General features: G+C 56.6%; 28 protein-coding genes and 1 tRNA gene. 5 read left to right on the top strand and 24 right to left on the bottom strand.

The window, feature by feature from the left end; translation table 11 throughout:
- Positions 1-132: 132 nt before the first annotated feature.
- Positions 133-1968: a methyl-accepting chemotaxis protein gene (locus tag UB90_RS19620; RefSeq protein ID WP_065326664.1), complete on the bottom strand. Its 1836-nt coding sequence runs from the start codon at positions 1966-1968 to the stop codon at positions 133-135.
- A 254-nt stretch (positions 1969-2222) separates the two neighbouring features.
- On the opposite strand from UB90_RS19620, the gene UB90_RS19615 reads away from it, so the two are divergent.
- Positions 2223-2297 (top strand) — tRNA-Asn (locus UB90_RS19615).
- Positions 2298-2422: 125 nt separating this feature from the next.
- Here the strand turns inward: UB90_RS19615 and UB90_RS19610 are convergent.
- On the bottom strand, positions 2423-3181 hold the full coding sequence (locus UB90_RS19610) for a Cap15 family cyclic dinucleotide receptor domain-containing protein (RefSeq protein WP_065328119.1): 759 nt from the start codon (positions 3179-3181) through the stop codon (positions 2423-2425).
- A gap of 93 nt (positions 3182-3274) precedes the next feature.
- On the opposite strand from UB90_RS19610, the gene UB90_RS19605 reads away from it, so the two are divergent.
- Positions 3275-4384, top strand: a complete 1110-nt coding sequence (locus tag UB90_RS19605; protein WP_065332067.1) for a cyclic GMP-AMP synthase DncV-like nucleotidyltransferase — start codon at positions 3275-3277, stop codon at positions 4382-4384.
- Positions 4381-5055: an SEC-C metal-binding domain-containing protein gene (locus tag UB90_RS22890; protein ID WP_235859310.1), complete on the top strand. Its 675-nt coding sequence runs from the start codon at positions 4381-4383 to the stop codon at positions 5053-5055. Before UB90_RS19605 ends, UB90_RS22890 begins: the two co-directional genes overlap by 4 nt.
- Positions 5056-5103: 48 nt before the next feature.
- Here UB90_RS22890 and UB90_RS19600 read toward each other — a convergent pair whose 3' ends face one another.
- Entirely contained in the window at positions 5104-5565 is a 462-nt protein-coding gene (locus tag UB90_RS19600) for a hypothetical protein (RefSeq protein WP_065332066.1), read from the bottom strand.
- Positions 5566-5737: 172 nt separating this feature from the next.
- Between UB90_RS19600 and UB90_RS19595 the strand changes: the two genes are divergently transcribed.
- The gene (locus UB90_RS19595) at positions 5738-7414 is read left to right on the top strand and encodes a DUF6119 family protein (protein ID WP_074712641.1); all 1677 of its coding nucleotides are present in this window, start codon (positions 5738-5740) and stop codon (positions 7412-7414) included.
- Between the two features lie 416 nt (positions 7415-7830).
- On the opposite strand, the gene UB90_RS19585 is transcribed toward UB90_RS19595, so the two are convergent.
- The 18 genes from UB90_RS19585 to UB90_RS19505 all read right to left on the bottom strand — a co-directional run bounded on the left by UB90_RS19585 (position 7831) and on the right by UB90_RS19505 (position 22984).
- Positions 7831-8175, bottom strand: a complete 345-nt coding sequence (locus UB90_RS19585) for a hypothetical protein (protein ID WP_065332064.1) — start codon at positions 8173-8175, stop codon at positions 7831-7833.
- A gap of 206 nt (positions 8176-8381) precedes the next feature.
- Positions 8382-8669, bottom strand: coding sequence for a hypothetical protein (locus UB90_RS19580; protein WP_065332063.1), 288 nt, complete (start codon positions 8667-8669; stop codon positions 8382-8384).
- 1 nt (position 8670) lies between these two features.
- Positions 8671-8913 carry a hypothetical protein gene (locus UB90_RS19575; RefSeq protein WP_131818809.1) on the bottom strand — a complete coding sequence of 81 codons (243 nt, stop codon included), beginning with the start codon at positions 8911-8913 and terminating at the stop codon, positions 8671-8673.
- The gene (locus UB90_RS22885) at positions 8910-9125 is read right to left on the bottom strand and encodes a hypothetical protein (RefSeq protein WP_131818810.1); all 216 of its coding nucleotides are present in this window, start codon (positions 9123-9125) and stop codon (positions 8910-8912) included. The genes UB90_RS19575 and UB90_RS22885 overlap by 4 nt, the downstream gene beginning before the upstream one ends.
- Positions 9122-9781, bottom strand: coding sequence for a hypothetical protein (locus tag UB90_RS19570; RefSeq protein ID WP_065332061.1), 660 nt, complete (start codon positions 9779-9781; stop codon positions 9122-9124). The genes UB90_RS22885 and UB90_RS19570 overlap by 4 nt, the downstream gene beginning before the upstream one ends.
- Positions 9782-9950: 169 nt before the next feature.
- The gene (locus UB90_RS19565; protein ID WP_065332060.1) at positions 9951-10325 is read right to left on the bottom strand and encodes a hypothetical protein; all 375 of its coding nucleotides are present in this window, start codon (positions 10323-10325) and stop codon (positions 9951-9953) included.
- Positions 10326-10540: 215 nt separating this feature from the next.
- Positions 10541-11332, bottom strand: a complete 792-nt coding sequence (locus tag UB90_RS19560; RefSeq protein WP_131818811.1) for a hypothetical protein — start codon at positions 11330-11332, stop codon at positions 10541-10543.
- A gap of 150 nt (positions 11333-11482) precedes the next feature.
- Entirely contained in the window at positions 11483-11770 is a 288-nt protein-coding gene (locus tag UB90_RS19555) for a hypothetical protein (protein WP_065332058.1), read from the bottom strand.
- Positions 11763-12389: a hypothetical protein gene (locus UB90_RS19550; RefSeq protein WP_131818812.1), complete on the bottom strand. Its 627-nt coding sequence runs from the start codon at positions 12387-12389 to the stop codon at positions 11763-11765. The genes UB90_RS19555 and UB90_RS19550 overlap by 8 nt, the downstream gene beginning before the upstream one ends.
- A gap of 597 nt (positions 12390-12986) precedes the next feature.
- On the bottom strand, positions 12987-15272 hold the full coding sequence (locus UB90_RS19545) for a VapE domain-containing protein (protein WP_065332056.1): 2286 nt from the start codon (positions 15270-15272) through the stop codon (positions 12987-12989).
- Between the two features lies 1 nt (position 15273).
- Complete coding sequence (locus UB90_RS19540) at positions 15274-15513, bottom strand: helix-turn-helix transcriptional regulator (protein ID WP_065327154.1); 240 nt, start codon at positions 15511-15513, stop codon at positions 15274-15276.
- Between the two features lie 181 nt (positions 15514-15694).
- Complete coding sequence (locus UB90_RS19535; protein ID WP_131818813.1) at positions 15695-16036, bottom strand: hypothetical protein; 342 nt, start codon at positions 16034-16036, stop codon at positions 15695-15697.
- Between the two features lie 71 nt (positions 16037-16107).
- Entirely contained in the window at positions 16108-16296 is a 189-nt protein-coding gene (locus tag UB90_RS19530; protein WP_065327152.1) for a helix-turn-helix domain-containing protein, read from the bottom strand.
- 106 nt (positions 16297-16402) lie between these two features.
- Entirely contained in the window at positions 16403-17527 is a 1125-nt protein-coding gene (locus UB90_RS19525) for an integrase arm-type DNA-binding domain-containing protein (RefSeq protein WP_065327151.1), read from the bottom strand.
- A 283-nt stretch (positions 17528-17810) separates the two neighbouring features.
- Entirely contained in the window at positions 17811-18299 is a 489-nt protein-coding gene (locus UB90_RS19520; RefSeq protein WP_065327150.1) for a cupin domain-containing protein, read from the bottom strand.
- A 350-nt stretch (positions 18300-18649) separates the two neighbouring features.
- On the bottom strand, positions 18650-18898 hold the full coding sequence (locus UB90_RS19515; protein WP_005620181.1) for an EF-hand domain-containing protein: 249 nt from the start codon (positions 18896-18898) through the stop codon (positions 18650-18652).
- 466 nt (positions 18899-19364) lie between these two features.
- Positions 19365-21173, bottom strand: a complete 1809-nt coding sequence (locus UB90_RS19510) for an ABCB family ABC transporter ATP-binding protein/permease (protein ID WP_065327149.1) — start codon at positions 21171-21173, stop codon at positions 19365-19367.
- Positions 21174-21280: 107 nt separating this feature from the next.
- The gene (locus tag UB90_RS19505; protein ID WP_065327148.1) at positions 21281-22984 is read right to left on the bottom strand and encodes a LysM peptidoglycan-binding domain-containing protein; all 1704 of its coding nucleotides are present in this window, start codon (positions 22982-22984) and stop codon (positions 21281-21283) included.
- Positions 22985-23133: 149 nt separating this feature from the next.
- Between UB90_RS19505 and UB90_RS19500 the strand changes: the two genes are divergently transcribed.
- Positions 23134-23676 carry an LOG family protein gene (locus UB90_RS19500; protein WP_065327147.1) on the top strand — a complete coding sequence of 181 codons (543 nt, stop codon included), beginning with the start codon at positions 23134-23136 and terminating at the stop codon, positions 23674-23676.
- 84 nt (positions 23677-23760) lie between these two features.
- On the opposite strand, the gene UB90_RS19495 is transcribed toward UB90_RS19500, so the two are convergent.
- From UB90_RS19495 to UB90_RS19485, 3 genes are all read right to left on the bottom strand, one after another.
- Entirely contained in the window at positions 23761-24213 is a 453-nt protein-coding gene (locus UB90_RS19495; protein WP_005620169.1) for a host attachment family protein, read from the bottom strand.
- The gene (locus tag UB90_RS19490; protein WP_005620167.1) at positions 24210-24413 is read right to left on the bottom strand and encodes a hypothetical protein; all 204 of its coding nucleotides are present in this window, start codon (positions 24411-24413) and stop codon (positions 24210-24212) included. Before UB90_RS19490 ends, UB90_RS19495 begins: the two co-directional genes overlap by 4 nt.
- A 169-nt stretch (positions 24414-24582) precedes the next feature.
- The gene (locus UB90_RS19485) at positions 24583-25182 is read right to left on the bottom strand and encodes a superoxide dismutase (protein ID WP_005620166.1); all 600 of its coding nucleotides are present in this window, start codon (positions 25180-25182) and stop codon (positions 24583-24585) included.
- Positions 25183-25238: the final 56 nt, after the last annotated feature.

The raw sequence follows: 25238 nt of genomic DNA, 5'->3' as shown, positions 1-25238 counted from the left end.
GCTTTTGCTCTGGGCTTCGTGTCAGGGCGGCCTCGGAACATTACAAAAGAAAATCCCGGCACCTCGCAGCGCCGGGATCTTTTATCGGATCTGCGGATCACCCCCACAGATCTCAAGACGTGCTGACGTTAATCAGAAATCTTCCCACAATTTAGCTGCGGCATTGCTGCTGCTCTTGCTGCTTGCAACCGCTACATTGCTGGGTTCGGGCGTGTAGTGCCAATCGTCCCCATGTGCGGACGGAGCAACCATCTCAGGCTCCTCAGCCGCTGCGGGTGCGATGGGCGCCACATTGCGTGTCCCTGCGCCAAGTTTGAAATGTGCAACCATTTCCGCAAGGTTCACCGCATTGGCCTTGAGCATATGGCTCGCAGCGGTGGCCTCTTCGACCATCGCAGCGTTTTGCTGCGTGACCTGATCCAGTTCAACCATGCCGCTGTTGATATCGCCAAGCCCGGCGGATTGCTCGCTCGCACCCTGCGCAATGTCGGAAATCAAACCGGAGATTTGCGTAACGCGCTCCACGATATTGTGCAGCGCCTCTCCCGCTTTGCCAACCAGATCGACGCCGCGCTCCACCTGTTTGGAACTGTCACCGATCAGCGTTTTGATCTCCATTGCCGCACCAGACGAACGTTGTGCAAGTGCGCGCACCTCGGAGGCCACCACCGCAAACCCACGGCCAGCTTCCCCCGCTCTTGCAGCCTCAACACCCGCGTTCAGCGCCAGAAGATTGGTCTGGAACGCGATATCGTCGATCACACCAATGATCTGCGAAATATGGTTCGAGGATTGCTCGATCTCCGTCATTGCGGACACGGCATTATTAACGATGGTACCGCTGTTGACCGCTTCGGATTTTGCCTCTTCCATGGTGTTGGCAACGCTGCCAGCACCTTCGGCGGCCTGACGCACAGATGCGGTCAGCTCATCCAGAGCGGCTGCCGTCTCCTCCAGAGTTGCGGCCTGGCTTTCTGTGCGGCGCGCCAGATCGTCAGAAGCAGAGCTGATCTCGGTCGAGCCGTTCTGGATACTATCGGCTGCATCCACAACGGCCGAAACCGTATCGAACAGCCGATTGACCAGGGCATTGAAATCCGTGCTGAGTTTTTCGTAATCAGCGGGGAAATCTTCCTTGATGTTTACGGTCAGATCGCCAGTAGACAGCTTGCCAAGTGCGTCGGACAGAACGCTCACCACATGCTCTTGCACGGCATCCTGTTTGCGTTTTTCTTCTTCCATCCGCTTCTGCTCAGCAGTGGTGTCACGGAAATCCACCAGCGCCTTGCCAAGCGCGCCGATCTCATCACGGCGGTCGGCCTCAGGAATGTCGCGCGTCGTGTCGCCATGTTGCAAGGCATCAATATGCGTGACCACATCCTGGATCGGACGCGACACCGCAACCGCAATCATATAGAAGATCACCGAAAACGCGGCAAAGATCGCAAAACCAAGGCCCGCCGCGACCATGTTCGCATGCATGATCTGATTGGCGATGATGGAAGTATCCAGCGCCCAGACCATATTGCCGGCTTCCTCGCCTTCAAACATCAGTGGCGTCTTGAAATAGGTGAAATCCCCATCCTCGAGCCGCATTTGATCAGACTCGAGCAGACCATTCGCGCGCTCGATCCATACCTCCTGCATCTGATCGCCCTTAAAGGCTTCTGCCAGCACATCACCGCTGCTGACGACACGCGCAAAAACAAATGTCTCGCGCTCAGCCAGCGAGGCCAATGTGGTATTCGCCAAATCGCCATCATAGTTCCACGCCGCCGTCGCAAGAGGTGCGGCAATGTAGGACTCCGTCAGCGATACCTGCTCTTCAAAGCCGGTATAGAGCGCCGTAGACAGGCGTTGAGCCCAGAAAGTCGTGATCACACCGATCATCATCAGTAAGCCCGCCATCCCGGGAAGCAGGATTTTGCGCTTCACTGGCATGTTCCGGAACCAAGACGTTAAGAACATGGTGTCCCTCCAAATTAATTGGGGTCACTCTCGCGCAAATGCATTTTTTTTCAGTTAAACCTTTGCCGGAGGGGCTACGCGAAAACAGCATAAAACCTCCAATTTTCGATACATACGAACGATCCCCTCGTCCAACCGTTGCTCAGCACCGGCGTAGCTAGGGGCAGTGCGGCTCGGTCTGACGAGAAATTTGCCTTTTCCCTCAAATTTCTGCTGGACGCCCCGAAACTGCATCGCTATACGAACGCTCACACTCCGGCGTAGCTCAGCGGTAGAGCAGTTGACTGTTAATCAATTGGTCGTAGGTTCGATCCCTACCGCCGGAGCCAAAGATTTCAAGGACTTAGCGCTCATCCGCTAAGTCCTTTTTCTTTTCGAACACAGAATAAGTACAGAAAACACTGCTCGGATCGGTGTTTGTGGATCATTTGTGACCCAGTTCCATGTTCTACCGCTAACTACCGGCCTCTAAACGCTTTTTCTCCTCCGCCGCATATTGACGTAGAGATTTGCCCTTTTCCTTGCGTTGAGTGGATCGGTGCAGTTCAAGGCGCCCTGCTGTATTGAGCCCTATCTGCCAATTCCTTCGGGTCCAATACACTCCTTCGGCTACGTCGAGGTTGTCAGTGTCGATGGTTAGGTCGGCAGCACCCATATGCCTTTCCTCGTCTGTAATGGCGGGATTTGGCGAAGTCTGGTCATAGACGTAGGTGAGATGTATCCGACCGGAATGCTGATCCCGGTGGGGCTTCGCGGTAATCGAATGCGAACGCCCGTCGGTCGAACTGAGGCCAGCCTCGACTTTCAATCGGAACAAGGAGGCCGTTACCTGAACGGCCATAGCATCCACCTGTTCTTGCGTTGAGTGCAACTCTTCTTTGTTAGTGACCGAGTAAGCCTGCGCCCCATCCAGCATCTTCTTGATCGTCGGCCAATTGGAGCCAGTTGTCCCCAGCCATACTCCATTCAGGTCAGGTAGCCATCTGTTGAAAGCGGGTATCCAGCGCCACACAACCCGCCAAGGTGCCCAGTAGCCGGTGGGCCCGAAAAACCCCGCGAGGAAACCCAAGAGCACGGGAGGTAAGTAACGGATGAGGTGTTGGTCAGTCACAGTAAAACCTAACAGCAGAGCAATGTCGTCGGCGTAAAGCGAGACCGCCACAATCAACGCGACAGCGGAACCAATCCATCTCCAAGGCAACAGTGAATACACGATTCGTTCTCCGATTCTTTTCTGGCCCAATCCCCTTGAATTTCGTCTGCGCGCCCACCAGATAGAGGGGATCGACAGAGGCAGGTGCCCAAAATGTATGATTTCTCAAAGCGGATTTCCAGCTTTCACAACCAGCACGTCCGGCTGAGCAACGATCAGCGCGCGGACATGAAGCGCAGACGCGAAACCAATCTCGACCGTATCGAGAAGGGTCTCGAAGAACTGGAAAAGCCAGCCTTCAAAGAAACCATCAATCAAGGTGGTTACGCTCAAAAGACCATGACCCAACCGCCGGAATCCGACCAGGAAAGCCGGTACGACATCGATCTTGGCATCGTTTTCAATCAGGACGATGCCAATGGACCGAGAACCACCCGTGATTGGGTTCGCCAAGCAATCGCCCGCAAGGCGACGAATATGAAGAACGATCCGGTGACCAAGAAAAAGTGTGTCCGGGTTGTGTATGCGGACGGGTATCAGTGTGATTTCCCCGTGTTCCGTAGGCGCTGGACCGATGTAGGCTGGCGCTACGAACTGTCTTCGGGCGATGAGTGGGTTGCCTCCGACCCTGCCGCCATGAACCAGTGGATTGAGCGAGAGGTTTCCTGGAAAAGCCCGGAGACTTCGGGCAGCTACCAGCTACGACGCATCATCCGATTTGGTAAGTTCTTCTCGAAGACGCATGCCGCAAGGCTCAAAAGGTCTTTTCCCGGCGGTTTGGTCGCTACCGCGCTATTCATTGAGTGCTACACGGCGGATGACGGCCGCGACGACAGGTCCTTCCGGGAGACGCTTCGCAGCCTGTCACAGCGTTCGAAATATACGCCCGTGTTTGCCAACGGAGTTCAAGTATCAGACGACAAGGATACCGACCGCATTGGTCGGTTGATCGACCAGGCTAAGGACTCCGTAAAGGAACTCGACAAACTCGACGCGGACGACATCACAGATTCAGACGCCAACAAGATTTGGAAGACCGTCTTCCGTCATAGCTTTTTTGACGATGCTTCTAAGAATGCGGCAAACAGCTCCAGTGCTCCCCTTGAAACCAAGAGCGCTCTTGGTGGTGCCGGTCTGGCCGCACCATTCCTTGCCTCGAAAGCAGCGGCCGCACTCTCAGATAGCGAAAAGCAATCGCGAATGGAGTCGGCGGTCAACGCCCGGAAAGAGAGCGGGAGTGGTGGCAAACCTTGGGCGGAGTGACGATACCGGACGCCCTCTATTCTGAGGTGCAAAAGGCAGTAGCTCATCATCAGCCAGAGCTGAGCGTTTCACGAACAGAAAGGCTAATTATTCTTGAGGGCCAGTTCCTTGCTTGCGGACCCGATGGGCCAGTCGATACGCCAAATGGGGTCTTCGATTCCTACAAAATCCAGGCGGGAGTGACAGCGGGATTTCCCGCTGAGGAACCAGTCGTTTTCGAGACCGGAGGGCGTATTCCGCGGATAGCTGATCGTCATGTTTTTCCAGAGGATGGGAACTGCTGCCTTGGCGTATGGGAGGAGTGGTTATTGACGGCACCAAATCATCGGTTTGAGACCTTTCTCACTGGACCGATGCACGACTATTTCGTCAGCCAGACCCACTTTGAGGTCAATGGCAGTTGGCCCTATGGGGAAAGATCACATGGCGTTCTCGGCGTTCTAGAAAGCTATGCTGATCTTCTCGGCGTGTCCCCCGACGCAAAAGTCATAGCAGACTATCTTCACCTGCTTTCTCGCCAGAAAATTAAAGGACACGCATTGTGTCCTTGCGGTAGCGGAAAACGCCTGAGGGACTGTCACAGCGATGATCTCCGAAGGTTGAGCCAAAGAATTCCGTCGTTTATGGCAAAACGGATGCACGCCACGATCACGCCACGAAAAGCCGCCTAAGAAACTGCTGGGGCCGGCGACCACGAAGGCCGCCAACTACATAAACGCCTAGCCCTTTGACTTCTTGCGCATCGGGACATCCACACCCTTCTTTCGCATAGCGGCCGCAACAGATGCGACTGAACGCGTAGTAGTCTTAGCGTCGGGGAACTCGGCCACGACCTGATCCACAATCGCCGCATAACCCAAATTTTCGTCCATCAGCAGCTTTTCAGTGAGGCGACTGATCGTCAGCTTCGGCTTGTCGCCTTCGGCTGCTTCCTCTGCCTCATGGATGGCTTGCTCAGCGTCTTCGGCAGCCTCGGCCTTGGTCGCACCGAGTTCTCTGACTTCAACAAAGATACTGCCCGGATGCTCGCCTTGCTTCTTTTGGGCGAAGTCAAGACGACCGCAGAAGCCCACTACTGTCCAACCGCCTTTGCCTTTCAGCAGAACAGCATGAGAGTAAGTTCGATCAGTCTCGCGGGTATGTTCCGATCCGTCAGGGGCAGTTGCAACATAGGTGGTCATAGCAGATCTCCTTTTGGAATTGGTGATCCTATGTTGTCGGGAAGCTGGGCCCCCGCGAGCCCCCTGAAATGATTTGGCGAGATGGAAATTTTGGCTCTCAGGCTGAAACCGCTCAATCCCTCGTTGTAATCTTTGCGTTACTAGGTACCATCAACGCATTTGGAGGCTCCGAATGCCACGAGTAAAACACTACCAATTTAACATGCGCCTACTCCGAGCAGGACGAACCGCAGCAACCGCATTTGGACCAAGCTTTGCACCGGGAGAACCCCGCGAACTTGAACAACGGCCTTGGGAAAGTATTGACGGTGCGACCCTCTATGTTGGTCAAATTTACAATAACCCGCCAGGCTGGACAGACTTTATTCGAACCGGTAGCCCTGATCTTCCTGGCGACCTTTTTGCCAGTGGTGCTGGTGCCGTGCTGTTTGTGCCGAGTGGGGGAAGAATACTCGCGATCTGTTTCGGCCATGTGCACATCGCATTAAACGATGACGCGTTCGTTAGGCAATTCGGCCTGAAAGTCACGCTAAATGCAGTCTCACGCGAGCAACTACGCAGTTTTGACACGGCAACACCAGATGCTGTGACTGTTCAAAAACGGGTTCAAACCAGCAAGGATAGCGACTTGCAAGCATTCGGTGTCGATATGTATCGAGACCTTGCAAGGGTGGCGGCAGGCACACCTAAAAATAAGGACTTCGCGCAGTTTGTGGCGGGTAAGGACGCCCTCAAAGTGATCGCAAAGGACAAGCCCGACGAAGTTCAGGCGTTATGCGATAGAATTTTGGCAATGTACCTCCGAGAAGACTATAAGGCAGATTTCTCCTGGGTTGACCGTATGCAGATGGTCTCTGAGAAAGACATGATCGCCCAACTAGATGAAAAACTATTTGAAGCGTTGGGAAAATTGCGCGCGGGCGAAAACGCTGACCTCCATATGTCGCCTCCAGAAATTGTCGATTACACAGAAGGGAATCAATTGCACTACAATGGCTTCGGAAGTCACGGCTCCGACTTTGAAAGCCTATCAATTGAAGACTACGTTGCGGAGTTAAACAGGTGCGATTTTGACGGCGAGGTAATCGAACTCAAAGAAAAGCACTACATCTCAGCCAAGAAAGACAACGACGAGAAGTTCGATCAAAAATGGAAAGTTTATGATTGCTTCATTTGCGAAACCTCGCTTGGGGAAGATGGCAACGAAAAATACTACGTTCTGTTCGCTGGGGGCTGGTATTGTGTCGATCAGGACTTCAAGGCCGAAGTAGATGAGGCATATGATGCCCTAGAGAAAGTCAACATCGTAGGACCAACCACGTGCCTCAACGAGAGAGACCTAATCGAAGAACTGGTGAATACCCGAGACGATCTCCTGAAGCTGGACCAAAAAAAGATCAACCCGAAGGGCGTTAAGTACGGAAACCTTGAGCCTTGCGATTTCTTTTCGACATCGCGCGAGTTCATCCATCTCAAGGATGGTCATTCATCGGGGTCAATTAGCCACCTCTGGTCTCAGGGGGTAGTGAGCGCCGAGGCGTTCGTTTCCGATCATGACTTTAAAGTGAAACTGCGCAGAATCGTTAAGAGTGAGAGCGACAAGAAAGCATGTGGCAACGCGTTTGAAGATCTTCTGCCTATGGCCGCTCAAAAGCCAGTCCGCACAGACTTCAAGGTGGTGTATGGCATAATGAGGAAGCCATACAAAGACGGATCATTGGGTTTGCCGTTTTTCTCCAAGGTCAGCCTGCAAGCCGCTGTCAAACGATTAGAGGAGTTCGGCATTCCCGTTGCGCTGGAGCTCATTCAAAAACCTGCCTCAGATGCGGAGGCTGGTGAAGAAGATTAGAAAATTCTCTGACATCTGATATTTTGTTAGCTGGCATGTCCCGCTAAGTCCTTGATTGGATTTGCACTTGGGGGGAGGCTACTCATTCGACACAGTATTGAGCACAGGTTTCTGGTTGTTTTCCACCCAAAATGAAACGACGCAGCGGGTCTGGCCCGCTGCGTCACCTATTGCTATTATGCCCCAAGTGGTTGCAGCCACTTGGATTGGTTCGGATCAGTCTAGAAAGTCTACGTCAGGAAATCGGTTCCTGGCCAAGACCAAAGCAATTGCCGGGGGTACAGATTTGCCCTCGGCAATCTGCTCTGCGACACTAACCAATTCGCCTTGCAATTGGATTTCCGCGTTATGTAGCTGCTCAGACAACTCGTTTCGGCGTTGTTCCAGTTTGACCGCGTTTGAAATCACCATGCCATTCATGCTGCCACCTCCGGCTCGTAGGCCCGAGAAAACGCGCCAATGAGGTCCTGCACGGCTTCGTCAATTGCCTTCAGCGCGACCTCTTCGTCATTGCCCGCAAAGTCCATGCTGTAATGCAAAGTATGGATGAGACCTGCTCCGTAGAGGTACCCGTGCTGTTCGACCAGGTGTTCGACCAGGCCAATGATCCGCAGTTGTTCCTCGGTGTGATTGCCAGCTTCCCGGAGCATCTCGACAGTGCCGTTTTCGAGGCAGCTACGGGGTAGAAGCAGGTTCAGCCGCACCAGATCGTGCACGGCATCTTTCGCTTGCGCGTCGTATTCAGAGGTTTCGGTAAACATAGGTATTTCTCCATTTCATATGCAGGCATCCCACGGCGGAGCGCCCATGAAATGGAGAGTCGCAGATCGAGGGCCGCCTGTATTCCAACGTTTGGACCGCGAGGTGCAAATAATGGTGTGGCCCGCAAGACACACCGCAGAAATGAGAAAAGCCCACGTCAATTCCTGACGCAGGCATTTCTCAATTCTTTGGCGATGATGGTTTGTCAGCCGCGCTTGTGCATGGCCAATCGGCAGACCGTGAACTCGCCGTTCCGTCCAAGTTCGCTCAGGTCGCTGATCGTCGAGGACCAAGCGTCAGCTTGCCAGTCCCACGATTTGTAACCGACCAGCTTGGTCGTCAGGAGCGGCCAGACGCCGGAATTGAAGGTGCGTTCCTGTTGCTGGCCATATTCGTCCTCATAGACGAGCCGGATGCTCAGATCATTCGGGCCATTGAGCACGACCGTATCCATCGGGGCATAACCCACGCCCTGCGTCGGTGCCAGGTCCATGTCAGTTCTCCATCAGGTTCTTGTGGGCTTCGGCCACGTCCATGCTGGTGATACCGCCCCGCTCCAGTTCCTGAGCATCGTCACGGGTCTGCATCAGCGCCTTGCCCATGTCAGTATCAAGGGCCCGCAGGTAGGCTTTCTCGAAGGTTTCGCCGTCCTGCTGCATCGATTTGGCCAGCGTATCGAGCTGGGTTTCGGCGGCTTCACGGTTCTGCCGTGCAGCCTTACGCACATCTTTGGTCATGGTCTTCTCCTCAATGGGCGAATTCGCCCGTTTGGCCGCAGTTCGGGCGGTCTCCACTTGGTTTTCAAGCTGTTCGACCTCTTGGGCCAGTTCAGCGACTTCTGAGCTTCGGCTTCGTCTCGGGCCAACCGCATCAAAGCGTCTTCCAGGTCTTTCTTGCGTGCTTCCAGCCGTGCCAGTTCTTCGGCATGGCGTTGTCCTTCTTGGCTCATCGGGTGGTCTCCATCTTTTCCAGCTCAGCTTGTGCCTCGCGGGACACATAGGGTTGCGGGGACGATGCTTTGATGCGGAGCAATTCCACCCGGAGGCTTTCGGCCACCCGTGCCTCGGCATCAGCGAGAGAAATGGCGTGGCGTTCCCGGATCGGGGTGTCGATGCCAAAAGTGCGGGCGAGCTTCACGCCGCCCGACTGGATCAGGGCTTTCACCAGGGGTTCGGCGGCCCGGTTGTTCGTCAGCGCCCGTTCGACGGCAGTCAGGTCACCACCAGCACCCGACACCTGCCCAACGTCCTTGCGCAGGGCATCGGCGTAGGCATCCCATGAAGACGCCAGAGCATTGAGCGCATCGTCCACCGCAGCGGCGAGTTTGGCCCGCTTCGATGTGGCATCAAGTGCGGCCTCGGCACGACGCCGGCGATTGTTCCGTTCGGCACTCACGGCAGCCCCTCGGCTGCGATCTTGAAGCTCGGCCAAGGCATCGTCCACGATAGCGATCCGTTCAGCCAAGGCGGCTGCGGTTCCACCGGGTTTCTTCCCGGCAATCATGGCTTCTCGGGCCTCGATGCGGGCTTTGTCGAGTTCCCCGCTCAGGCGTTCACGCTCGGCGTTCAATTCAGCAATGCGTTGGTCCAGTTCCTTCTTGTCCATATCGGTCCTCGGTTGGTGATCGTCGGGGAGCCGGACGGCTAGCTGAAAAGGAGAAACATGCTAGCCGTCCGGTGTCGGGAAAGGAGTTGAAATGACCCAACAACAATACGATGCCGCGTTTGCCTGCTGCGGGGGACCAGCGTGTGACTGTGCAGCGTGAAATGCTGGCTCAGGCTTCGCCCATAAGGTCGAGTTCCATTTGCCGGATAAGATCAACCGGTGCCCCCGGGGTTGAAAGGAATTGGCCAGGGTTGTCTTTCACATCTGACCTGTAAGAGCGCCAGCATCGAGGATTTGGGCAATCAATCCCCCTTTCAATGAATGCCTGCATCGCGGGCGTCACCCAACCTCTGGGAAAGGACATACTGCCGTGGATGAGCCACATTCCAACCAGCAACCGAACAGCATTGGCCCGCATCGAGAAATCCGAGGACGGCGGAAAATCCTCAAACGCCTCCATAACCAACGCCTCGGCCGCTTGCTTGGTCTTGGCATAGGAGATTGAAGGCAAAGGCGGGATTGGCCGGGTCGCAGGTTCACTCATTCGGGGTTCTCGGGCGTCATTTGCGTCCGGAACACCGTGCCGTTATCTCGCGGGCAAGTAAGCCAACAAGCCACCCCTCTGACATTGGATCAGCGGGTAACGAACATGATAGCTGAATAGGAACAGTCACTTACCCTCATCAGGGACAGAGCGAGCACTGAACCAGGAACAGTTTCGACCGATTTTTCGGGAGCGTTGGCTCGAACTGCGTGGCCTCAGAACGGCCAAGGCATTGAGGCCAACCACGTGTGAACGGCTTGAGCGGCGCTAATAAGGGCGGCTTTTGCAGCCTCGGGATTTGCAATGCCATACGCGACACCGATGGCGGCTCCCGCATCAATTGCTGCATTCGCCCGGTTCTTAATCCACCCAGCCAAGGCCGACGCCGCAGCCAGCAAGCAGTTGTTGCTCTGCTCCACGCTGCCAATGTCTGGTTCCTCAACCTGCGTTTGCTGCCGAATTTCATCAATCGCAGCCTTGACCTGCTGCCACTCGTCCCGAGAAACGGCCTGCACGATTTCCAGTTCTTCTGGCGGGTTGTTGTGGCCCATCATAGGCGGGGCTTGAGCTTCGGCCTCGAACCTATCCAGAAGCGGTTGGACTATTGCTTCCAATTCGTCCAAACGCTGGATCACCTCGGCGCGCGCTTCTGGCTCCGGCGGCACTGGTGCCTGATCTGCGATTATGGGTGGCCATTCGCCGTCCCCGTCAACAATCTCTCCCGCTTCAACGCGGTCGTCTTCCGGGTGTTCGTAGAAATCGCCGCCAGTCGTCGGTGCCCATTCGAGCGTTCCATCACCCTGCACACGATCCACCGCAAGCATCATCGTATCGAAGTCCACGGCGTCTGAGAACTCAGCTTGGATTTGGTCACTGGCGTCGAAGGGGCCACCCCAGAGGTAAACGTACCCGCCCATGTCCTTGTTGTATGGCGTATCGTTTTGGGGGTCCTCAAATTGCTGGTTGAACCACTCGACCATCATTGCGACTTGTTCCTGAGAACTCATCGCACTCACTTCTTCAGCGGTGTAGCCTTGAAAATCCCTTATCGATCCAAAATGTGAAGCCATTTATCGAAATCCGCTCGTGTTCTCTTTTCATTGAGAGATAAAGGAAAACGGTGAGTTCGGAAAGATGAACAGTGCGCACCCAGTCAGTCAGGCGTCCTCAAAATAGGGCGTGGCTACGATCCATTCGACCAATTGAGAGCGGGTTTCATCGTCAAGGTCCTTGCGCCTCTCGACTGCCCCGATTGCCTCGTCTCTCACCTTGGCGGATTGCCACGGCACGGGTTCATGCCTGGCATTCATCTCGGCCAACACCCCATCGTCAGGGTCGTGCAGATAGCCAAGGCAAACACGCATGGTTTCGGCACCATCGGCAAATACCTTGGTGGCTACGCCTCCGGGCCGCACGAACGTGATTTGTGACGAATGCTCAGTCATCAGATGCTCCCCCGGTCTCCTGTGGCATCCCCTGGACGACTTCGGCGTCGATCGTGTCGTGTCGCTCATCCGAGGCCGTTTCGGTCACCACGGGCCTCCGTACAGCCCCTTCGGGCTGAATGAGCCTGGGTTTGGCTGGCAGGGAGGTCTGAACGCTCGTGGAATTGTTGATCTGGACATTGGTCTGGGCGGGTCCATCCACGGAACTCATCCGCAGGGATAGGAGCTTGTTCAGGACACGGGGATCGACGCTCGCCGTCTCGAAACGATAAACCGGCTCAAAGTCATCATCCAACTCGGGTTCGCCCGTCTCAGGATCGAAGCACTGAACCCATTTGCCAGTCCCCATCTCTAAGGCCGTCTGGACGACCCGCATGGTCAATTCTTCTTCGAAAGCTGCCAGGGCCTCGTCCCAAGCCTCCGCAAAGTCAGGATGCTTTGCACGCCGGTCATAGAAGGTCCGCCGGGTCAGGCCAGTCATGTTGGCCGCATAGGTGATGTGGCCGAACTGACGAAGATAAAGCAGAAACTCGTCGCCCTTCTCGCCGTAGATGGGGCGGGTGATAGCTGCAATCTTGGAAGGCATCCGCGGGTCACTGGCCGGTTTGATCCGGTTCATCCTCATCAAGCTCATTTGGGTGCCTATTCTGTCTTCATCACTGTGCTTGGCTGAGGAAGGTGCCGATTAAGCCCTTGAAGTCATTCACGCCCCAGACACCAGAACGCCCAATTCTGTATCAATGGGGCGGCCTATCAGTGCGGGCTGATGACTTCGGATTTTTCACGGACAGCATCCTCGTTGCCGTTCGAGGTCAGAATGTCGTGTTCCGTTGGAGCCGTATACCAGCGATTTACAAGGGAGTGTGCCGGCTCACAACGTTGTGCAGTCCCAGTCTTCCAAGCTGGAAGATTTCTACGTCTACAAGACATTTTTGGAGCACTCCGTAACGTATTTTTTTTATTGCCTTGTAGACAATGTAGATCGTCGTAGACCGTTTTCGCTATATATATCCGGATTGCACGCTGCCCCTGTGCCCTGGTCCATGCCCCATGCCAGATCGGCTTATTCTACCAAGATATATAGCTTTAAGATCTACATGATCTACATCGTCTACAAGCCTTCCGAAACAAGGCCTTAGAGCCACGGCCTAAGATCAACAAAGATCTACAACCGTCTACGCCGTGACCGAATTGATGCGCTCCGATTGCCAGAACATCACCCATCGGCTCGGACATACCCCGCCGAAACACGACCGCCCAACCTAACGCTCCGTCTGTGCTTCCAGCCCAGGGTTTCCATAGAGCGCCGCAAACGCTGCGCGTGGCCTTTATTCTGCCGGTCGCTTTCCAAGCCGAGATAGCTGAGCAAGTCCTGGGTATGCACCTTGTCGGCGGGGGGAGGCTCACGCAACGGCGAGGCAACCCGCTCCCCATCGATCACTTCCTCGGCGTAGTCACCCGTACCAGCCTCAAAGGCCTGCCGTTCATTCTGCCGGTTGCTGAGCATAACGGCCAGCTTGTCAACCCAAGGATCATCAACCGTTTCGTCTGCCTGGCGTTCTGCTGCCATCGACCACAAAGGTTCAGGCAATACGTGGCCAACGCCCGATTTGAACAACGCATCAGCTTCGGCCCAGAGCTGGTCTCGATGCTCAGCAATCCAACCCAGATCAACCCTGGACCCGGAGGCCATTTCCAACGGCCAGAAACGTCGAGCACCCGTTGGGTCGCTCAGGTATCCGCCTTCGTTCACCGTGCCCGCAAATACAACACGGCGTTGATGATCTTCGGTGTTGCGACCATAAGGCGTCCGATACCTGTCTGTGGCTCGGGACATGAACGCCTTGAGAACGTCCATGTCACTTGCCCGAAGACCGGCCAATTCGGCAAACTCATGCACCCAGACACCTTCCAGGTTCATGGCTGCATCTTTGTTCCTCAGATCACCAAGCTCTGCGTCACTGAACCAATCCGGGGAAAACAGGTCCCGAATGCCCGTGGATTTCAAGGAGCCTTGTGGCCCCTTGATGACTGGCATCGTGTCCAGCTTACAGCCGGGTTGCCTTTGTCGAGCCACGGCCCCGACCATAAAGCATTGTGAGACGGCCTCTGTGTAATCGTCCCGGCCACATTGAAAGGCGGCTGTGAAGAGGTCCTTTACCCGGCTTGTCCCATCCCAAGTCAAGCTATCCAGATAGTCCAAGATCGGGTTGAACTTGTAGAAATAGGCAACCGTTGTGATTGCGTCCTGCACGTTTTCCTTGGACGGCTGGTAGTCCTTACGCTGGTGCTGTTCCATCAAGAACGTGCGGGCCAACAAGAGCAACTTGTCAGTCAGCACACGGCCATAGCCTTCACCCCAAGGCAATTCACCCATCAGAACAACCCGCTGCTTGAGCTCGTCAAACCTTGGATCGAGCTTGGAGCCGGTAATTGCCTTTAGGGCATTCTTTGCCGTGTCGGGGGCTACGCCGGTCTTCTTGTTGACGATCAAACCACCTTCATGCACCGGCTTCCTCTTGGGCGTGGTTATTGCCCCTGCTGGCACACCGGTTTGGTCCAGGTCGTCGTCAAAATCATCTGCTGCCGGCGTTCTGGGAATGGCATCTTCGGCCCCAGCGTCCCTCAGCAATTTATGCAGGGTGCGGAAGGTGATGCGATTGCCGTCATTGTCGGCGTGAAGGCTGTCCCATCGGATGCCGATCAGGGTCCCGTGGTCTGCATATGCGGGGTCTTGTGTGCACCAATCCACAAACTCCTGACGGCCATCCCCTGCCGTTGCATGGTGGCAGGCCTGCATCAAAGTGAGCCAATCGTCGTGATCTGCAAAGTCGGCTGGGTCCAGATGTTCAAGCATCTGAGCCAATTCTTCCTGATCGTGCTCACCCCCGCCAGTTGCCACGCTGCCTGATGGTCTTCGGATCAAATCGACAAGGGCCTTAGGTGCAGCCTCAGCACCGAGAGCATCAAGCTCGGGCGTGCCAGCCTTCCATGTGTAGGTTTTCTGGGTGTCGGGATGGATCGAGCCAGGAGCAACAACCTGACGGCCAACCGTCTTGAACTCAATCCCAGGGAACTGATCGTTCAGGCTGTCTCTGGTGGAAACATCCTCAGGCTTGGTCATGTAAATATGAAGGCCACCCGAGCCGGTTTCCACGGTCGAGTAGAGGTCCGGGTCCATGCCGGTCCAAAGAACCAGTTCGACAAACGGGTTGATTGGGGACGCCAAGGTCTGGCCCTCAGGAAATGCCCGTGGGTCCACATCCAAGACCAGTTCAAAGGGCCGCAGACGAACGCCCACATTGTTCCCCGCCTCCATATGCGTGATTTGGTCCTGGGATTTATAAGGACGCTTCATCCAGTTGCTATCGATCGGAGACTTGCCCCGCTTGCGTTTCTTGCCCTTGACCTCATCTTCGGCCGAGAACTTATGCAAAGGGAGAAGCTGGTATCCACCGGCCAGCAAGGGCGTCAGTTGTGACGCATCGGTATGAACACCCATTTTAAGCCCCCGCACGTTTGGCGTTGTAGGCCTCGATCACAGAACGTTCATAGAAAACGGCCGTCCCGATCTTCACGTAGTCAGGACCAGCATTCTTGTATTTGGTGTTGTTGCGGCGATTGCGAAAGGCCATCAGCGTGGTTGCCGGATGCCCGGTCAAGGCTGCGGCTTCCTTCGTCGTCAGAAGGTCCTTCAATGGTGTGCCAGAAGGCTTGGGGGCGTTATCTTCGGTTTCAGGCATGGCAGGCCTCCTATATGCTAAAGTATCGACCGGATTGTCCTGCTAGGCGGCTGTGGCAATCCGGTCTATCGATCAGAACAATACCGTGCCAAAATGTGCCCGTAACCTAACGTTTCGCAGGCACGAACGAACGCTGGTGTAAGGAAACCTTAAGCCAGTCGCCCAAAACTGATCGTAGGTCTTAGATCAAATGCTGGTGGAATTGTCTTGCCAGCTCCGCCTCATGGACACTCCACCTGTTCGGCTCACGTCTTGCGGCTTCGTCCCGCAAATATCCGTTTTCCCAGAAATTCACGTTGTCTGCATTCGAGTTGATCGCATCCAAAGCGGTGCCAAATTGAACGGTTATTTTCCCCTGCATATCTTCAACCCAATCAATCGGGAAAAGACCCAGAAACTCGGCAAGCAATCGAAGACAAGCATCGTCAAAGCCGTTGAAGCCCGCAGCCCAACCGGCCTCTATCACCTGCTCAACCGGATCGGTGCTGTCCAATTCAGCCTCTTGCAGGAGCATCTTGGCCATCTCGTATCGGTCTTCTTCGTTGGAGTAGTCCGGCATCGGGTCTCGGTGCTGTGTGACTGTAATCGTTCGCATTACGCTGCCCCCGACATCATGAAAGCGTCCAGGTCGTCACGGTGATAACGGACAATTCGGCCAACGGTCCGGTAAGACGGGCCAGTGCCCTTGCTACGCCAATTGTGCATGGTGCCAGGCGAGACCGAAAGGTATTTGGCAGCGGCCTCGGTTGTCATCCAAGGGGTGTCAGTTTGTGGATTGCTCATGCTGATAACTCCAATATCCAAGTGCGTCCAAATGGACAGCGATGAAATCAGGTTATCAGCTTGCAAGGTCTCGATATGCCAACGTGTTAAGGCATCGTACCATCATTCACGCAACACCAGCCTTGGCCAAGACCAAATCCTCGAGAGCTTGAGCATGGGGTCGAAGGGCTTCAACCAAATGCGTCTGATGCACATACCCGCCAGAGGCCCCTGGAAGCCGTTGACCCAACAAAAGTGCCCCTTCTGCATAGGGCACACCAGCAGCAATCATCATCGTTCTGGCATGGTGGCGAAGTGCATGGGGAGACGGAACACCAGCCCGTTTTGGCTCTGCAACATGGCCTGTGGCTGACCCAGGAGACGGCCAAAGCCAGGGCGAGTTAAGAGGCTCATCCTCCATCATTCTTGCCTTCAAGGTTTCGGTCAGCCAGCGACCCGTTGGGAAAGACCAAGCTCCACCCGTTTTCATGTGGGTGAAGGTCAGCACGCCAGCCTCGGCATCGAAGTCGGCACATTTCACACCAAGCAGGGAAGTTCTCCGTGCACCCGTCAGCAGGAACGCCCGTTGCAGGTCACGCATCAGGGGAGACATGGCTTCGGTCGTGGACCAGAAATCGGCCATGTCCAGTTCCCCTACTTCGCGCTTAGGGGTTGCAGGGACACGAAGGGCATCAACGGGGTTGGCCCCAATCGTTTCGTCATGGCGGCGGGCCGTATTCACAAGAGCTCGGACGGTGCGCATGACCGAACCACCCGTGGTCTTGCCGTGACGCTTTGTAAGCTGGTCCAAAAGCTCTCGGCAGTCCTGACGCGTAATGTCAGCCACGGCACGACGCCGAAGACGCCCAAGGTAGTTGTCCATGTGGTATTGGTAATTTCGGACCGTGGCGTCGGACAATTCACGCTCCTTCAGGTGCTCTTTCAGGGCTTGTTCCAAAGTTATGCCAGTGGACTCCGGCCCAGCCGTAGGATCGACGCCAGACTGGATTGTGGCCATCAGCTTTCGGGCCTCATTTCTGGCCTCGTTGAGACGGATATGGTCAGCCCGTCCGATCTTGACCCTCACGGTTCGAACGTGACGCTTTTCACGGCGGACATCGCTTTGAACGGCAAAGGTCTTGCAGGTCTTATGGCAGATGCACATCAGCCCCTTCACATCAGTATCCCGATGGATGCCCGAGCCAAGTGGGAGGTCCCTGATACGGGCCTCGGTGAATTTGAATATGGTCATGGAAAGTACAGTCCCGAGTACAGTGTTTGCGATTGATCCAGGTGGGCCTGGATGGTGCTACCGGGATGATATTGCTATGTTTTCAAGGGGTCGTACGCCCCGAAGGAGCCCGAATGGACCATGATTTGCTCGCAATCTCAGGCTGTTAATCAATTGGTCGTAGGTTCGATCCCTACCGCCGGAGCCAATTTACTTAAATTCAAGATCCGCTCGCTCTGTTCCTCTAATGGAATGAGTGTATTCGCGCCTACGCGGTGAGAATTCTTTCAGCCAAAGCTGCGCCTTATGCCTTTGCGCCGGCAACCGGCTCCGCGATGGCGTCGTGATCTACCAAATTCCACGCCAGACCAGTGTTTCGATAGATACGTTTGGCCTTGTGGGGATAATCCGCCACGTCATGGGCCAGCCTCTGCCCGATCACCAGACATCGAAACGTCTCTGAGCCCGTATTGCGGATGGAATGCGCAAGCCCGCCTTTGCGGTAGCCGATGAAGTCACCCGGAGCGATCTGGTATTCACGGTCGCCGATGTACGCGGTTGCAGTGCCCTCAAGCACGTAGACGCATTCGTCCTCATGGTGGTGCACATGATGCTCCGTCGTGTCATGCCCCGGTGCAACCTCGATGAGATGCACGCCAATTCCAGTGAGCCCTGCGAGATCGCCAAGGCTCTTGTTGATACGCTGTGCATCGGGATTGAGAAAATGGGTTTTTGCCAAGCCCTCCATCGCAGCAATCTCAGCCGCTGGGACCAAATAAATATCATCGCTCATTGTGCCTGCCCTTTTTGGGAATTGCAGCGCATAGGCGCGCGAGGGAACTATAGTCCCGGAGGTTCAATCCGCAAACTCGCACGCATAGATCGGTACAAATGAGAAATGAAAAAGACCCCGCCGCTAGGAGGCGAGGTCTTTTCCAGTCGCAATGCCCAATCTGGGAGGTCAGCCCTCGCCTTGGGGAAGGTAGGTCATCGGGTCCGGGGTAGATGAGCCAGGGGCCGGATCACGACAGGGCGTGCGACTGTCCAGGCAGCCCGTAACAAGATACGCGCAGACCAGTCACATGGACGGGTGCCCGGTCAGCGGGGCGGCGCATTGCTGAGCCGCCCCGCCTTGGGGGTGGATCAGCCGTTGTTGACCAACAGGCCTGCTTCTTGCGCGGCGGCGACCTCTTCCATGTCGGCCTCGCCATTTGCGTCCACGTCGATCTGCGCGAAGGTTTCTGCCGTCAGCGCCGGGTAAGCCACCTGAAGCTCTTCGAGAGACAGGGTGCCGCTGCCGTCAGCATCGACCTCGGCGGCAAAGTTGCTGGCCATTGCAGGTGCTGCGGCCAGAGTTGCGATAGCGGCGGCGGTCAGGGCAAAAGTCTTCATCGTTATACTCCACTCTTTGGTTTGTTTGTGTCGCTCGGCGTCGGTGCGCCTCGTGACAAGAATGAAGGTAGTGAGGGTCTCGGTGCCTCGCCAGAGGGTCAGAGGTCCTGCGGGATTTCGGGCAATGTTCGGCCTGATTTTCCCTTTTACACCGGCGACTTGGCGCGCGTCACAGTTCTGTGGACCTTTCCCCGCCACCCGAAATTACCAGATCTGGCAAAGCACCGCCCAAAATGGGCGATATCCAGAACTCGCAACTTTTACGGGAACAAAATCGCCAGACCGAAATCATCTCCCGCAGCGCAATCGCGCGATAATCTCCGCTCAGGTTTTGCCCGAATCCCATCAATGAAGAGGCCGAGTCGGTCAAAAAACCGCTCGGCCTCTTTCATGTCGTTTCCCGTCGTACCCGCGATTGGTGGCGTTTTTGCACAGATGCGCCGCCACACACCCCAAGAGCGATGGGTCAGGCGACGTCCCGATCTGCCTGCTGGCGCTGCCACAATTGCGCGTAGCGGCCGCCCTGCGCGATCAGCGCATCATGGGTGCCGGTCTCGACTACGTCGCCCTGCTCCAGCACCACGATGCGATCCGCCTCGGCGATGGTCGAGAGGCGGTGCGCGATGGTAATCACAGTCCGCCCCTGCCCGGCGCGCGCCAATGCCCCCTTGATTTCTTGCTCTGTGTCGGTGTCCAAGGCGGATGTGGCCTCGTCCAAGAGCAAGATCGGCGGGTTCTTCAGCAGGCTGCGTGCGATGCCCACCCGCTGTTTTTCACCGCCTGAGAGTTTCAGGCCCCGTTCACCGACCGGAGTGTCATATCCTTCGGGCAGGCTTGCGATGAAATCATGGATTTGCGCGGCGCGGGCGGCCTCAACGATATCATCCTCGGTTGCCCCATCGCGGCCATAGGCGATGTTGTAGCGAATGGTATCGTTAAAGAGCACAGTATCCTGCGGCACCACGCCAATGGCGGCATGCAGGCTCTTTTGCGTGACCTCGCGCACATCCTGCCCGTCGATCAACAATTGCCCCGCGCTTACATCATAAAAGCGGAACAAAAGCCGCCCAATGGTGGATTTGCCTGACCCGGTGGAGCCGACGATCGCCACGGTCTGCCCGGCCTCGACGGTAAGCGAGACGCCTTTCAGGATTTCGCGCTCTGCCTCATAGCCGAAACGAACATTTTCCAGACGGATCTGGCCACCGCTGACATTGAGGTCGCGCGCATCCGGGGCATCCTGCACATCCGGGGGCTGCTCCAACAGGTCGAACATCTCGCCCATGTCCACAAGGCTCTGCCGAATTTCGCGATAGACCGTACCAAGAAAGCCCAGAGGGCCCGTGATCTGGATCATATAGGCGTTGACCATGACAAAATCGCCCACGGTCATCTTGCCGCTTTCGACGCCAATGGCCGCCATCACCATCACGCTGACCAGCCCGGCGGTGATAATCACCGCCTGCCCGAAATTGAGCGCGCCCAGTGAATAGGCCGTTTTCAAGGCCGCCTCGGCATAGCCCTTCATGGCGACGTCATAGCGTGCGGCTTCGCGGTCTTCGGCACCGAAGTATTTGACCGTCTCGTAATTCAGCAGGCTGTCGATGGCTTTTTGATTGGCATCGGTATCTTGGCGGTTCATCTCGCGGCGCAGCTTCACCCGCCATTCGGTCACCGCAAAGGTAAACCACACATAAAGCACCACAGTCACCGCGACCGCGACCAGATACCAGATGTCGAACCACCATGCGAGCACCACCGCGACCAATGTCAACTCCAGCAGGAGCGGACCGATCGAGAGCACCAAAAAACGCAACAGGAATTCAACACCTTTGACGCCACGCTCGATGATACGGCTCAGTCCACCGGTCTTGCGGGTGATATGGTACCGCATGGACATCGCGTGGATATGGCGAAAAGTGGTGAGCGCCAGTCGCCGCAGCGCGCGCTGGGTGACGGGGGCAAAGATCACATCGCGTAGCTGCTGAAACCCGGTGTTCATCACCCGCGCCATGCCATAGGCGACCGTGAGACCAACTGCGCCGAGCGCCAGAACCGGCACCCCCTCTCCCGCCAGCGCGTCCACGGCGCCCTTGTAGAACACTGGCGTCACCACCGCGATTCCCTTGGCCGCGACCAACACCAAGATCGCCAGCAGGACCCGGATTTTCACTGAGCGTTCTGTGGCAGGCCAGACATAGGGCCAGACCTTACGTAGGGTGCGAAGGCCAGAGCGGCGTTCGTCTGCGGCGCTGGGATCATCCATCGGGGGCATTACAGCTCCTCTGTCAATTCGGCCCGGCACATGTCTAACGCAAGACCCGGCACAAGAAAGCGCGCCCCACGACGGGAGCGCGCCACATCATGAGTTCATCTAAGCCCTCACTCGGGCAGAGTGAAGATCTGACCGGGGTAGATCAGGTCTGGATCGCGGATGTCGGATTGGTTTGCTTCAAACACCCGCACGTAAAGATACCCGCTGCCGTAGCGTTGCTGTGAAATCGCCCAGAGCGTATCGCCTTCCTGCACGGTCACCGCCCGGATGGAAGGACGCGCCGCACCCGGCTCTGCATCGGCGGCCAGTGCTGGCTGCAGGACCTCTGGGGCCTCACGTTTAAAGGGCGTTTCCAGACGGCTCAGCACCATGCCGTCGGTTGGATCAATCTCATCCAGCCGCAAAGTGTAGATCCCCGGTGAAATCGCAGTCAGATTGCCGCTCCACTGCCCGTCTGCTGCGGTTTCCAGATCGGCGACGGGGCTGTTGTCCAGATAGACACGCACCATGGCGTCAGGCTTGGCCCGCCCCGCCAATTGAACGTCACCGGCATCTGTGTAGCTGATGGTATCCAATGCGACCTTGCCCACCAATTCCGGCACAGTGGGACGCGCAGGTTGCACCAAAGTGACGCCATCACGCCCCGCGCGCAGTACGGCGACCGATGCGTCAGATTGGGGCGCAGGGCGCGAATTTGTCGCCCCGGTCTGTGGCGCAGGTTGCGGCGTGTTGAGTGCAGCCGCAGACTCGGATTGCGCGATGTCTGGTGCTTGCGTCTCAGTGGCATTCGTTTCCTGCATCGCTTGCACTGTGTCAGACGTTTCTACCACATCCGAAGATTGCGGCGCGGAGACCTGTTCGTCATCTGCCTGTGCAACGGTATCCGATCCCAGTGCAGGCTCATCCGATGCGGTGGTTTCAACCGCCTGCGCGGGGGCTGGTGCGGGGGCGAGCACCTCTTCCTCAGGGGCTCTTGCGACAGTCGACGTGTCCTCGGCGGTCGCTGTTTCAGCCTCTTCTGATACAGCAGTCGTTTCAGGGACCACATCAGCGGCTTCAGCGCGCGCGACCTCTTGCGGGTTTTCTTCAGGCTGCGACACGTGCTCTGGTGCTGAGCTGTCGCTCAAACTTGGGCTGGTGTCGGTCGATGGGGCTGGCACAGGGTCCGGTGCTTGAGCGGTCTCGACCTCTTGGCCATCAATCGGGGGCGGTGATGCATCGCGGTCAGTCCCCACCTCTGGTGAGGCGATCTCATCCACTAGGGCTGCCGGCGCTGTCATCGGTGCGAGGATGAAACTATCCTCAGAGGCCAGTTCCTGACCATTGTGCCGCGCGAGGAGTGTCAACATGCGCGGCTCATCACTCAAGTCGATGGTGACAAAGGATACAAATTCCCCGGCATCCGGCACCGTCTGCGTGTCCAGCACCGCACCATCCAGCAGCACCTGCACCTCGACCCCGACCTGCGCTGATGCCGCAACGATTCCAGAGCCATCGGGTTCAAAGCGCGCAACCTCCAGCTTGGGGGCTTTCAGTTCAAACGCAGGCTCCGTGGAGGGTGCGTCCACCGGCGCATCTGCGGATGCCGCATCCACAGGCGCATCGGAAACCGCAGGGTCAGCGGGCAACGTCAGGGGCGCAGGCGGCACGGCAAGGCCCAAAGCCACCAGTTGCCGTTCGACCATTGCCTTGGCGCCTTCGCCCAGCATCCCACCCCGCGCGAGAAAGAACCCGCCCCCAACGACCACCACCGTGGCCACGGTGCCGATGGCCAGCCCGGCCCCCGCGCCTATCCCGCTTGTCTTCGTCATCTTGCGACTATTTCCTTTAGATCCCTTTGCCCCGGAGCACTGTTGCCGCGCTCTCGGTTGAGCAAACCTAGCAATACCGCTATGAGGGGTCAAAGCACGATGTTTCCGCGACATCGCGAAAATCCCGTTGAAAATGAAAAAGGTGCGCCATGGCTGTCACATCCGTCTGCGTCTATTGCGGCTCTCGTATGGGAGCAAAACCAGCCTATGAGGCTGCCGCCCGTGACTTTGGCACCGGGTTGGCGAATGCCGGTTTGCGACTGGTTTACGGTGCAGGCGATGTGGGTTTGATGGGCACGGTGGCGCGAGCAGCACAGGCCGCGGGTGGCGAGACCTTTGGCGTGATCCCAGAACATCTGGTTAACCGCGAGATCGGCAAACGCGATCTCACAACCTATGTGGTGACCGAAACCATGCACGAGCGCAAAAAAGTCATGCTTTACAACGCCGATGCGGTGGTTCTGCTGCCCGGTGGCATGGGCTCACTCGATGAGCTATTTGAGGCAATCACTTGGCGACAGTTGGGACTGCACAACAAACCCATCGTCGTGCTCAATACCGACGGCTATTGGGAGCCCCTGCGCGCCTTGGTGGAACATGTGGTCAGCGAGGGTTTTGCCGGGGCCGATCATGCTGAGCATCTGCAATGGGCCGATACGCCTGACGCAGCCCTGAAGGCCCTGCAAAGCTGATCCAGATACATGTTCGCCCCCGACATTCCTGCGGGGGCGAAACAGTCCACTAAGACGTCAGTCCAGACGACTGGCGATCTGCGCTCAGGCCGCCAGTTCATCCTTCACGATGCGTTCGATCTCTGTGATCGGATGATTGGTCAGTGTTTTGGGGATCTCACCTTGGATCAGGTCCTGCACCTCTTTGTGCAATTTGGGGCGCAAATCACCAAGCAGCTGAGGTGAGGCAACAATGATCACCGGACCAAGCTTGCCGCGGTGTGCCCGCTCATAGAGCAAATCCGCAATATCATCTGCAAAGCGCTCTTTGGCCAGTTCATGCCAGTCTGTGTCGTCCAGCGCGGACCGTTGGCCTACGCCCGTGTCCTGCTTCCGCCCCGGACGGTTGGCGGATTGTTCGCGGTCGGACGGGTTCTCCTGCTCTTCCTTCCTGCGCACCTCAAAATGCGGGTCCTGTGCATCCGTGATGTTTTCCAGAAGCAGCGCCTTTTCACTATCGGTCACGAGGATAAATGTCCCCTGATCCAGAATGTTCATGACTGATCCTCCTGTTCATTGGCCTTGGTGACACGGGTTGCCCCGGCTGGACGTTCGATTGCCCGCTTCTTCTCGTCTGTGCTGGCAATCTCTCGGGCCAGCCGACCACCGCTGCGCCCCCCGTGAGAGATCTCGCCCTCTTCGCCCAGAATATCCTTGGTTTCCTGATGGCCGTCCTTGGATCGCAAACGCTCTGCCATGTTGAGCCTCCATTCTATTGCCGTTCAGTCATCCAACGTCACAAGGCCTTCGGATGTTCCACGCTCCATGGCCGAAACATGGGCCAAGCAACTGAAATAGAGGGGCTTAGATAGAAAAAGGCCCCGCCCAAACCGGGCGGAGCCTCTCTCGTCAGTCCTCAAGCCGCAATTACATGCGGGAGGCGACGTTTTCCCAGTTCACCAGGTTGTCGAGGAAGTTCGACAGATATGCCGGGCGCTTGTTGCGGAAGTCGATGTAGTAGGAGTGCTCCCACACGTCGCAGCCCAGAAGCGCGGTCTGACCGAAGCACAGCGGGTTCACGCCGTTCTCAGTCTTGGTCACCTTGAGGCCACCATCGGTGTCTTTCACCAGCCACGCCCAGCCGGAGCCGAACTGGCCTGCGCCAGCGGCGGAGAACTCTTCTTTGAATTTGTCGACGGAGCCGAAGGATTCAACCAGAGCCTTTTCCAGCTCGGTCGGCATCGCGCTGCCGTTCGGGCCCATCATTTCCCAGAACTGGTTGTGGTTCCAGAGCTGCGAGATGTTGTTGAAGATGCCATTTTGGGCAACGGCGTCTTTGTTGTAGGTGCCGGTGATGATGTCTTCGAGCGACTTGCCTTCCCACTCGGTGCCCGCGATCAGCTTGTTGCCGTTGTCGACATAGGCTTTGTGGTGCAGGTCATGGTGGTATTCCAGCGTCTCGGCGGACATGCCTTTGGACGCCAGCGCATCATGTGCATAGGGAAGGTCGGGAAGTTCAAAAGCCATGGTGGCCCCCTGTCATTTAATGTTGCGTTCCTGAGGGATACATGCGTCTCAGCACC

It is taken from the genome of Tritonibacter mobilis (genome assembly GCF_001681715.1).
In the GTDB taxonomy this organism is placed as follows: Bacteria; Pseudomonadota; Alphaproteobacteria; order Rhodobacterales; family Rhodobacteraceae; genus Epibacterium; species Epibacterium mobile.
Note: the sequence above shows the minus strand (reverse complement) of the source record. Positions and strands in the feature narration are given on the sequence as shown.